Source organism: Mesobacillus sp., from assembly GCF_047739415.1.
Taxonomy (GTDB): Bacteria; Bacillota; Bacilli; order Bacillales; family Cytobacillaceae; genus Mesobacillus.
In genome coordinates this window covers 21,456-29,419 of the sequence record NZ_JBIQOE010000262.1, presented here as the reverse complement: position 1 = coordinate 29,419, position 7,964 = coordinate 21,456, and the positions used below count along the sequence as shown (strand labels likewise).

General features: G+C 45.5%; 7 protein-coding genes. All 7 read left to right on the top strand.

The annotated features are described in order from the left end of the window. The first annotated feature begins 100 nt into the window (after positions 1-100). The 7 genes from ACH0QE_RS20395 to ACH0QE_RS20365 all read left to right on the top strand — a co-directional run bounded on the left by ACH0QE_RS20395 (position 101) and on the right by ACH0QE_RS20365 (position 7,956). A complete protein-coding gene (locus ACH0QE_RS20395) occupies positions 101-1,159 on the top strand; it encodes an aromatic acid exporter family protein (RefSeq protein ID WP_415802299.1) in 1,059 nt (352 codons plus the stop codon). Positions 1,160-1,854: 695 nt separating this feature from the next. After that, the gene (locus ACH0QE_RS20390; RefSeq protein ID WP_214739649.1) at positions 1,855-2,805 is read left to right on the top strand and encodes an ABC transporter permease; all 951 of its coding nucleotides are present in this window, start codon (positions 1,855-1,857) and stop codon (positions 2,803-2,805) included. After that, the gene (locus ACH0QE_RS20385; RefSeq protein ID WP_415802298.1) at positions 2,798-3,748 is read left to right on the top strand and encodes an iron chelate uptake ABC transporter family permease subunit; all 951 of its coding nucleotides are present in this window, start codon (positions 2,798-2,800) and stop codon (positions 3,746-3,748) included. Before ACH0QE_RS20390 ends, ACH0QE_RS20385 begins: the two co-directional genes overlap by 8 nt. Then, the gene (locus ACH0QE_RS20380) at positions 3,745-4,515 is read left to right on the top strand and encodes an ABC transporter ATP-binding protein (RefSeq protein ID WP_415802297.1); all 771 of its coding nucleotides are present in this window, start codon (positions 3,745-3,747) and stop codon (positions 4,513-4,515) included. Before ACH0QE_RS20385 ends, ACH0QE_RS20380 begins: the two co-directional genes overlap by 4 nt. Before the next feature lie 108 nt (positions 4,516-4,623). After that, complete coding sequence (locus ACH0QE_RS20375) at positions 4,624-5,568, top strand: siderophore ABC transporter substrate-binding protein (protein WP_415802296.1); 945 nt, start codon at positions 4,624-4,626, stop codon at positions 5,566-5,568. After that, positions 5,568-5,870: an antibiotic biosynthesis monooxygenase family protein gene (locus ACH0QE_RS20370; protein WP_415802295.1), complete on the top strand. Its 303-nt coding sequence runs from the start codon at positions 5,568-5,570 to the stop codon at positions 5,868-5,870. Before ACH0QE_RS20375 ends, ACH0QE_RS20370 begins: the two co-directional genes overlap by 1 nt. A gap of 487 nt (positions 5,871-6,357) precedes the next feature. Next, on the top strand, positions 6,358-7,956 hold the full coding sequence (locus ACH0QE_RS20365) for an aspartate:alanine exchanger family transporter (RefSeq protein ID WP_415802294.1): 1,599 nt from the start codon (positions 6,358-6,360) through the stop codon (positions 7,954-7,956). The last annotated feature ends 8 nt before the right edge of the window (positions 7,957-7,964 follow it).

Below are 7,964 nucleotides of genomic sequence, written 5' to 3'. Positions count from 1 at the left end.
TCAACTAATTCAGGAGTCCCTATTATTAGGGGCTCTTTTTCGTATCTGGTTCCCATACGGTATAATGATAGTAAGAGTATTTTTAAATGAGGAATGCAAAATGGCTATACTTAAAAAATTCAATTTTGTCGGAGGAAGGGTCCTTAAAACAGGGATTGCGGTCTTCATCACGGCATTGTTCTGCGAGCTGTTAGGCTGGCCGCCGATGTTCGCCGTAATCACAGCGATTGTGACAATTGAACCGACCGCGGCTGATTCGATAAAAAAAGCATACGTACGATTCCCTGCATCGGCGATTGGAGCTGCTTTTTCCGTTGTCTTCAACTTTGCGTTTGGAGACAGTCCGCTTACCTATATGCTTGTTGCCGTCGCAACCATCATTGCCTGCCACAGGCTGCACCTCCAGGATGGGGCGCTCGTAGCGGTCCTGACGGGAGTGGCGATGATTTCGACTGTCCAGGATCACTATTTGTCCAACTTTTTTATCCGTCTAGGAACAACTTTGACCGGGCTAACCGTGTCGACTCTGGTGAACCTGCTCGTGATCAGACCTGACTATTCAAAATCGATTAAGGCAAAAATCCAGCAATTGATTGTTGAGACAGGGGATCTGATAGAAGGCAGGGGAACGGAAATCACAAGACATCAGCCTTTGCACCGGGAAACAAGGGCAGATTTCCAAAGAATCCTGAAAGATATGGAAGCTATTGAAACACTATGCAAGCACCAAAAGAAAGAATGGAAGCTGCATCAATTCGACCGGAAAAATATGCGCAATATCCATTATGAATTCAAGAAACTTACTATTTTGAGACAAGTCCATTATCACGTTGGAAATCTCGTTTCGCTCCCCTCGATGCACCTATCTGAGGAAAAAGCACAGATAGTCGAAGACATGGTGAAATCGATCAAGTCCGCGTTCCACCATCCCGATTTTGCGATGGATGAATCTCATGACGCTATTGTAAAAGAACTGCTGGATTTATTGAGGCATGAAGTAGATGGACGGGAAGCATACTCCCACCGATTCTCCGAAGAAACAGTCATCTATTACGAGCTGGTCTCGATTCATGACCTGCTAGAAGAGTTGAATCACATTCACAAATTTGAAATCAGGCATCAAAGGCTGCTGGAAAAATCTTTGGATATTAGCTCCTAATAGGGGCTTTTTTTCGTTGAGGGACATTACTTCGGACAGGTTTGAAGGAAAAGCCAGAAAAGCTGTCCGAACATCGAACAACTTCGGACAGGTTTGGATGTAAAGCATGAAAAGCTGTCTGAACAACGCCTAACTTCGGACAGGTTTTGAGGAAAAGCGAGAAAAGCTGTCTGAACAACGCCAAACTTCGGACAGGTTTGGATGTGAAGCATGAAAAGCTGTCTGAACAACGCCAAAACTTCGGACAGGTTTTGAGGAAAAGCAAGAAAAGCTGTCCGAACAACGTCCAACTTCGGACAGGTTTAGAGGAGAATCCAGGAAAGCTGTCAGAACAATGCCCAACTTCGGACAGGTTTGGAGGGAGAGCCGGGAAAGCTGTCCGAACATCGACCAACTTTGGACAGGTTGGTAGGGAAGGCCAACAAAGCTGTCAAAGCCAGAACCAATTCTGACACTTTAGTCCGGTGGCTATGTGATAAGGCATTTGTTCCAAAACTAAATCATTTACATGAGAAAACCCCTACATATCCCACCTGCAAATCATGAAAATTTTATAAATTATTCCCACTAGTTTCCAATCTAATTGAAAAAAGTTCTCATTTAACTATTGACTTTTATTATTGATCCGATTTAATATTTAAATAGGTTAACTGATAATGATTATCATTATCTATCGATAAATTAGGAGCATGGCCATGAAAAAGCGTTACTTGATTACATCTTTGATCATACTTTCATTGCTTTCTCTTTTTGTAGGAGTAAGCAGAATCACACCACTCGAACTGCTTGATTTTCAATCGGAAGAAACAGAAATTTTCCTGATCAGCAGGGTGCCGCGGTTGATTGCAATCCTCCTTGCTGGGGCGGGGATGAGCATTGCCGGTCTGATCATGCAGCAGCTCAGCCGAAATAAGTTCGTGTCACCGACAACGGCGGGCACACTCGATGCGACGAGATTAGGCATACTAGTTTCTATGCTGTTTTTTGCAAACGCGTCCACAATTGAGAAAATGCTGATCGCGTTTGTGTTCGCACTGGCGGGAACATTCTTGTTCATGCAAATCCTTGACCGGATTAAGTTCAAGGACGCGATTTTCATTCCGCTTGTCGGGATGATGCTGGGTAATATCCTATCATCCATATCGACATTCTTTGCTTACAAAGCAGATGTCATCCAAAACATGTCCGCGTGGCTGCAGGGTGATTTTTCGATGATCATGAAGGGGCGGTATGAGCTGCTGTACATAAGCATTCCCATCCTGGTGATTGCCTATTTATTCGCCAATCGCTTCACGGTGGCGGGAATGGGAGAAGATTTTTCAAAAAACTTGGGGCTCGCCTACAAACGGGTTGTCAACATTGGATTGATCCTTGTCGCTCTGATTACGGCCACTGTCGTGCTTACGGTCGGAATGATTCCATTCCTCGGACTGATCATCCCGAATATCGTTTCGATTTTTAAAGGCGACCATTTGCAAAAAACATTGCCGCATACGGCTTTGCTGGGAGCGAACTTTCTCTTGGTAACGGACATCCTGGGCCGCGTGCTGATTTATCCTTATGAGATTTCGATCTCCCTGATGGTCGGCGTCATCGGCAGCGGAATTTTCCTGTACCTGTTGTTTAGGAGGAAGGCATATGCGTAATTCAGTCAAATTAATCCTCCTTGTTTTCATCGCAATGGGTGCGAGCGCACTGTATTTATTCCATGATCTGAATGGCAGCTTCGATTATGCCCTGCCAAGAAGGGCGATGAAGGTGGCGGCGATGGTAATCACCGGAGTGGCAATCGCCTACTCAACCGTCGTTTTCCAGACGATCAGCCACAACCGCATCCTGACACCGAGTATCATCGGACTGGATTCGCTTTACATGCTGCTGCAGACCGTGCTGATATTCTTCCTCGGTTCCGGCCATGTGACAGTTGTCAATAAGCAGGTGAACTTCATCTTAACAGTTGCAATCATGGTGGTATTCGCCTTGCTGCTTTACCGGCTTCTTTTTAAAAAGGGAAGTCAACCAATCTACTTTTTACTGCTAGTGGGAATTATCGTCGGAACTTTCTTCTCAAGTATTTCCACGTTCCTGCAAGTGCTGATCAACCCGAACGAATTCCAGGTCGTCCAAGACAGGATGTTTGCCAGCTTCAACAACATCAACACTGACCTGGTTTGGCTGGCGATTGGCCTGATTGTCCTGCTGACCATTTATGCCTGGAGGTTCACATCCTATCTCGATGTGCTGTCGCTCGGCAGGGAAAATGCGATCAACCTTGGAGTTTCCTATGATTCTATTGTAAAAAAAATGCTGGTGCTCGTTGCCGTATACATTTCAGTTTCCACCGCCCTTGTCGGACCGCTTACTTTTTTAGGTTTGATTGTTGCGAATCTATCCTATCAAGCTTTCAAAACCTACAGGCACAGCGTCCTGATCAGCGGAGCGATTTTAATCAGTGTGATTTCCCTTGTGGGCGGCCAATGGGTCGTCGAAAGAGTCTTCACATTCTCCACGACGCTTAGTGTCATCATCAACTTCGTCGGTGGCGTATATTTCATCTACTTACTGCTGAAGGAGAGTCGATCAACATGATCACAGTTCGTTCACTGTCCAAATTTTACGGAAAAAAGAGTGTCGTTGAGGATGTGACCGTCAATATCCAGAGGGGGCAGATCACCTCGTTCATCGGACCAAATGGTGCCGGAAAATCGACGCTGCTCTCGATGGTTAGCCGCCTGCTCGATGCGGACTCCGGGGAAGTGCTCATCGACCGGACCGATGTCTGGAAGATGAAGTCGAATGAATTTTCCAAGGTGGTCTCGATCTTGAAGCAGTCGAATTACATGAATGTTCGCCTGACAATCCGCGAGCTGGTGTCGTTCGGACGGTTCCCTTACTCAAAAGGGAGGCTGACTGAGGAGGATGAACGGTTCGTCGACCAGGCGATTGAGTACATGCACCTTAGCGAGATGCAGGACAGCTACCTTGATGAATTGTCAGGCGGTCAGAAGCAGCGTGCGTTCATCGCGATGGTCATTGCACAGGATACAGAATACATTCTGCTCGATGAACCATTGAACAATCTGGACATGAAGCATTCAGTCCAGATCATGAAAATCCTGCGCCAGCTTGTCGATGACCTTGGTAAAACAGTCGTCATCGTCCTGCATGACATCAACTTTGCCTCCGTCTACTCGGACCGCATCGTCGCACTGAAGGATGGAAAAGTCGTCAGGGATGGCCCAACAAGGGAGATTATCCAGTCTGACGCGCTAAAAGAAATCTACGATATGGATATCCCAATCCAGGAAATGAACAATTGCCGGATATGTGTTTATTTTAATTCTTCACTCGAATAGCGGAAGGGTCTCTGTCAGAAATTCGACATTCAGTAGAAATCAAATTTCTGAAAGTACGGCTTATGATTGGACTGGAGCTTAACAATAACCAAAAAGGGGAGTTTTACGATGAAAAAATTCAGTTTACTAGCACTTGTTTTAGCAATGGTATTTGCTTTGGCAGCATGTGGTTCTGATGATAAAGCAGAAACGACTGCAGCAGCAGGAAAAGACGAAGCAAAGGAAATGACGATCAAGCATGAGTACGGGGAAGCAACTGTCAAAAAGAGCCCTGAAAAAGTTGTCGTGTTTGATTTTGGTGTATTAGATACTCTTGATGAGCTGGGCGTCGGGGTTACAGGCGTACCACAGGCAATCGTTCCTGAATACCTGGAAAAATACGCGGGCAAGGAATACACAAATGTCGGCAGCTTGAAGGAACCTGATTTTGAAGCAATCCATGCCATGAAGCCAGACGTCATTTTCATTTCGCCTAGGCAGGCTGAATTGTACGACCAGTTCGAGGAAATTGCTCCTACTGTTTTTGTCGGTATGGACTATACAAAATACATGGAATCCTTTGAGAAGAATATGAAACTGATTGGTGAAATTTTTGAAAAAGAAGATGTCGTGACGGAAAAATTGGCGGAAATCAATAAAAGTGTAGAAGAAATCAATAAAGAGGCTTCCGCTGCAGAAGAGAAGGCATTGCTTGTGTTGGCGAATGAAGGCAAGGTCAGCGCTTATGGTGCCGGGTCTCGTTACGGTTTAATCCACGATGTATTCGGCTTCAAGGCGGCAGATGAAAAAATCGAAGCATCCACTCACGGCCAGAGCATCACATTCGAATATATCCTTGAGAAAAACCCTGGAATCTTGTTCGTCATTGACCGTACCGCAGCTGTAGGAGGCGAAGTCGGCGCGAAGGAAACGATCGAAAATGAACTTGTGAAAAAGACTGACGCGTTTAAAAACGGCAAAATCATCTACCTTGACGGCACTAACTGGTACTTAAGCGGGGGCGGATTGCAGTCTATGCAATCAATGATCGATGAAGTGAGGTCTGCGCTATAATGTTCTATCAAATTAAGAGAGTCCTAGTGAAAGAGGGACATTCCAGCCAAGTCACCGAACGCTTTTCGAAAAAAGGCATGCTGATCGAACTCCAGCCCGGCTTCCTGGATAAACAGGTTCTCGTAAAAAAGAGCCGACGGGGCGACGAAGAAGTTATGATTATGATTAGCTGGCAATCCGAGCAGGACTGGAAGAACTGGGAGAAGCATCCCGACCATATAGCCGGGCATAAAGCAAAAATCGGCCAGCCCAAACCTGATTATATCCTTGAATCCTCCCAGGATGTTTATGAAGTGATTTAAATATGAAGAGACCCAGCAATGGGTCTCTTTTTCAATTGGAAAAAAAGAGCGATATTTTCCAGTTCGCTATAAAAAAAGAAAAGTCGCTATAAAAACGATTAAGTCGCTATAAAAATGAAAAAGTCGCTATAAAAAAGATAAACTCGCTATATAAAAGAGAAAGTCGCTATAAAAAGGTCCTTACGCTGTAAAAATAGTATATTTAGCTATATAAATTTATATTTTCCGCTATGAAAAGGAAGAGCAACTTGATTTCTTCGCAAAAAAATTGTGATTTCTACAATCTGAGCGTAAAAAGACTGTTTACAGATCCCTGCTTTGAGGAAAACGCAAAAAAATCATTGCTTTTTAATAGAAGAATTCGTTTTCAACAGAGGGATGTTGTTTTTGTACTAAATTCGTCAATGTCTGGTTATGAATAGTTTTGACATCGTGATATTCTGATTTGTATAGATTTTCACAATCGCAATCATTGGAGGAATCATCTGTGGACGGCATAATTGGTTTGCTAGAGGAACCATTAATTCTACTATTTGTCATATTATTTCTTGGCTCAGCACTCGGGGAGATCAAAATACGGGGACTTAGCCTTGGAACGTCCGGTGTCCTGCTGGCGGCAATGGTCTTCGGACATTTCGGCTATCAGGTGTCGCCGGTCATCCAGCAGCTGGGGCTCGGCTTATTTATCGTGGCCGTCGGCTTGTCTGCCGGACCCCGCTTTTTCCGGATGATGAAAACAAGTGGGGTTGTATTTGGCATCATCAGTTTGCTGATTGTCCTGATCGCATCGGTTACAACGATTGTCGTATCAAAGCTGTTTAACCTGTCTCCGGCATTGAGTATCGGAATCATGACTGGGGCACTGACGAGTACACCTGGTCTGGCAGCGGCCCTCCAGGCAACAGGTGACCCACTCGCGTCTGTCGGCTACGGTATTGCCTATCCATTCGGAGTACTGGCGGTTGTGCTGTTCGTGCAGCTCTTGCCGCGAGTGCTGAAGGTGGACCTAGCCGAGGATTTGAAAAAGAAATCGGGACCTGTGCGCAATGATGAGTCGCCTGAGGTTATGACAATAGAGGTCACGAATTCAGCAATTAATAAAAGAACCTTAAAAGAGCTGGAGTTCAATAAATACAATACGGTCGTCATCAGTCGCGTAATCCGCGGGGACAGGAATATCATTGCCCTTAATGACACGGTTATCCTGGTGGGGGACAGGCTTGTTGCTGTCGGTTTACCGAGTGACTTGAAAAGACTGTGTGAGGATATCGGCAGGGAAGTCGAGTCCAATTTCAAGAATCAAGATAATGTGGAGCTTCGCAAGGTCACCGTCGATTCACTGGAATTGATCGGGAAGACGATCAGGGAGCTTGAATTAAGACGGACTTATGGAGTGACGGTTACGAGGATTGAACGTGGCGGTTTTGAATTCAACCAGAGCTCGAAATGGCGGCTTGAACGCGGCGACGTCCTGACGCTTGTGAGCAGTGAAGACCGTTTGGATGATGTAGAAAAGCTGTTTAGCAGAAAGAAACTGACAGTTACCAATATCCATATCTTGTCTCTGAGTTTAGTGTTGCTCCTGGGTGTGCTGGCGGGAATGATTCCGTTTCATTTTCCGAAGCTCGGCACGATTACATTCGGAGTTGCCGGCGGACCGTTGTTTATCGCTTTAATCATCGGTCACTTTGGTAAACTCGGTCCAATTCATGCGCGCTATTACCAGCCATCGAACCAGGTCATCCGTGATATCGGACTGGTCCTATTCCTTGCCGGCGCTGGTACTACAGCAGGAAAAGGAATTGTTCAGGTTATCCAGCAGGAAGGCTTCAATCTTGTCATCGGCGGTGCGATCATCACAATCCTGCCAGTGGTAGCCGGCTTTTTCATCGCAAGAAAGCTTTTCCGTCTTAGCATCATTCACTCATTAGGCGCATTGTGCGGTGGAATGACAAGTACACCTGGACTGGGAGCCACTAACCAGTTAATGGATTCCGAAGATCCCGCGATCGCCTATGCAGCCGCGTACCCATTCGCGCTTATATCAGTGGCGGTTGCATCACAAATTTTGGTTTTCTTTTTATAAAAAACATT

Excerpts from the sequence above, each read along its gene's own strand:
- ACH0QE_RS20395 (WP_415802299.1), top strand. The coding sequence starts at position 101 with ATGGCTATACTTAAAAAATTCAATTTTGTCGGAGGAAGGGTCCTTAAA.
- ACH0QE_RS20390 (WP_214739649.1), top strand. The coding sequence starts at position 1,855 with ATGAAAAAGCGTTACTTGATTACATCTTTGATCATACTTTCATTGCTT.
- ACH0QE_RS20385 (WP_415802298.1), top strand. The coding sequence starts at position 2,798 with ATGCGTAATTCAGTCAAATTAATCCTCCTTGTTTTCATCGCAATGGGT.
- ACH0QE_RS20380 (WP_415802297.1), top strand. The coding sequence starts at position 3,745 with ATGATCACAGTTCGTTCACTGTCCAAATTTTACGGAAAAAAGAGTGTC.
- ACH0QE_RS20375 (WP_415802296.1), top strand. The coding sequence starts at position 4,624 with ATGAAAAAATTCAGTTTACTAGCACTTGTTTTAGCAATGGTATTTGCT.
- ACH0QE_RS20370 (WP_415802295.1), top strand. The coding sequence starts at position 5,568 with ATGTTCTATCAAATTAAGAGAGTCCTAGTGAAAGAGGGACATTCCAGC.